We start from the raw sequence: 2396 nt of genomic DNA on the forward strand, positions 1-2396 counted from the left end.
TTGATCATGCGGCCTGTTTGTGAAGATCTGTCACGGGTTTCCAGTTCCATGGCAACAGTTCTTGGAGCCGGTTGATTTTGTGCTCGTTGATACGGGCCAGGACGTCGGCGAGGTAATCGTGCGGATTGAGGCCTGAGAGTTTTGCGCTTTCGATGAGGGTCATGGCATCAGCGATGTTGTCCCCACCGGCATCGGAACCGGCAAAGAGATAGTTTTTTCGGCCGACGCATACGGGCCGTATGGCTCGTTCGGCAGGATTATTGTCAATGGCGACACGACCATCTTCCACAAACAGGGTAAAGGCGGCCCACCGGTTGAGCGCATAGCGGATCGCTTTTGCCAGTTCCCCCTTCCCGGGGATGCGGGTGAGCTGTGCTTCGCACCAGGCATGGAACGCTATAACGCGGGGGCGGCTTTTTTCCTGTCGGACAGCCAGACGGTGCCTGGCGGGATGCCCGGTGATCTGCCGCTCGATATCGTAGAGCTCTCCGATCTGCTCAAGCGCTTCCCTTGCAATTGTCGAGCCGCTGCCTTTCCAGACATCATGGAATGCCCGACGCAGGTGGGCCCAGCAGGCCGCTTCGCGCACGCGCACGGTTCCCGTTGCATCGGGTTTATACAGGTCCCTGAACCCGGCGTAGGCGTCAGCCTGCAGAATACCACGGAACTGTGCCAGATGGGTCTGGGGATTGATCCCCTTGCGATCGGGAGAGAACCAGTAGGCAACGGCGGGTGGATCACTCCCGCCCCATGGGCGGGGATCGCGCAGATAGGTCCAGATCCGCCCTTCCTTCACACCGCGTGGTTTACCAGCCTGACGCAGGCGGGGATCAAGAACCTGGATGGGCGTATCATCGGCATGAAGCAGGTCTGCCCCCACGACCTCCTGACGGATCATATCTGTGAGAGGACGCAGAACGGCAACGGCCTGACCACACCAGTCGATCAGGGTTGAACGGGGGATTTCGACACCCTGACGGGCAAAGATCTCGTTCTGACGATAAAGCGGGATATGGTCATCGAATTTCGAGACCAGAATATGGGCCAGGAGCCCGGGGCCAGCCATGCCCCGGGGGACAGGGCGCGATGGCGCTTCAGGCTGCACCAGTGTTTCGCAATGACGGCAGGATTTCTTCAGCCGTGCCGTTTCAACAACTTTCAGTTTTGCCGCGATGAATTCAAGGATTTCGGTGACATCTTCGCCGACGAGGCGCAAGGGACCGCCACAGGCGGAACAGGCTTCGCCCTGGTCGAGCACAATGCGCTCCCGTGGTGTGGCGTCCGAGACCCGGGGCCTGCCGCGCCGTCTTTGAGGAGAGACCACGGCGTCGCCGCGATCGCCCCCCTCACTTTCGGGAGACGGATCGGCTGCCGCGATGGCGATTTCCACATCTTCGAGGAGCAGTTCGAGTTGTTCAGTCTCACGCTCGATCTTTTCTGAACTGGCCCCGAATTTCTGTTTCTGCAGGCGAGCGATCCGGATCCTGAGCGACTGGACAAGGGCATCATAGGCCCGGGCCGACGCCGACAGCCGCACGATCTCGCCCTGCTGGGCCATGATGATGGCCTTGAGGGTTTCGAGATCATCAGGCAGGGGGCCAGAGTGTCGCTCCATCTCTGGATAATAGCGGAAAACTGCCAGAAAACAAAGAAATCCGCGACAGAAATAATGAAAAAAAATCAGGCTACGCGAGAGGGGGGCGCCGACCAGGATGGCCGTCTCCAGTCGATTCCTTCCCAGAGCATGGCCATCTGTGCGGCTGTCAGGCGGGCAACGCCATCTGCCGGGGAGGGCCACGGAAAACGTCCGGTCTCGAGCACCTTGTAATAAAGGCAGAACCCCTGACCGTCCCACGTCAGAAGCTTGATCCTGTCCCCCCGGCGACCGCGAAAGACGAAGAGAGCGCCCGATGTCGGGTCCTGACGCAGCCTGTCCTGTGCAAGTGCGGCCAGCCCCGATATGCCCTTGCGCATATCCGTCACCCCGCAGGCCAGATAGACACGCACACCGTTGCCCACGCCAATCATGCCGTCTCCGCGATCCGGATGACCCGTGCCAGAAGCTCTTCTGCAGGATGTCCCGTCACCCTGATACAACGGCCATTGCGCAGCACAATGGCCAACTCGTCAGTATCATCGCCAGACGCCACAGTGGGTGCATTCACGGAAGCAACAGGAACAAACGCCACAGACTGATCTGGGGAAGACAGTCTTTGACGGAATGAAGTACGCCACTGGTAAAGATGTTGGCGGGTCAGGCCATGCCGACGTGCCACATCCGATACACTTGCCCCGTCCACACCAACTTCAGCCAGTATCTCCAGCTTCCGTTCGTCCGGCCAGCGGCGACGGCGTTCAACGCCAATCAGGATTTCCTGAGCCATATTTACCTCCCA

The 2396-nt window shown here is 59.6% G+C and carries 3 protein-coding genes; all 3 read right to left on the minus strand.

Annotated elements, in window-relative coordinates:
* Positions 1 to 4: 4 nt before the first annotated feature.
* Entirely contained in the window at positions 5 to 1615 is a 1611-nt protein-coding gene (gene tnpC, locus GEU01_RS20830) for an IS66 family transposase (RefSeq protein WP_019087566.1), read from the minus strand.
* Between the two features lie 65 nt (positions 1616 to 1680).
* A complete protein-coding gene (gene tnpB, locus GEU01_RS20835; RefSeq protein WP_019087537.1) occupies positions 1681 to 2028 on the minus strand; it encodes an IS66 family insertion sequence element accessory protein TnpB in 348 nt (115 codons plus the stop codon).
* Positions 2025 to 2396: IS66-like element accessory protein TnpA (gene tnpA, locus GEU01_RS26035; protein WP_081500057.1), on the minus strand; the 372-nt coding region annotated here is incomplete at its 5' end. The genes tnpB and tnpA, both read right to left, overlap by 4 nt.

Origin of the sequence: Komagataeibacter europaeus LMG 18890 (assembly GCF_000285295.1) — a bacterium.
Taxonomy (GTDB): domain Bacteria; phylum Pseudomonadota; class Alphaproteobacteria; order Acetobacterales; family Acetobacteraceae; genus Komagataeibacter; species Komagataeibacter europaeus.

What these genes read in the sequence shown, in the direction of transcription:
- tnpC (WP_019087566.1), bottom strand. Translation starts at nt 1,615, where the DNA reads ATGGAGCGACACTCTGGCCCCCTGCCTGATGATCTCGAAACCCTCAAG.
- tnpB (WP_019087537.1), bottom strand. Translation starts at nt 2,028, where the DNA reads ATGATTGGCGTGGGCAACGGTGTGCGTGTCTATCTGGCCTGCGGGGTG.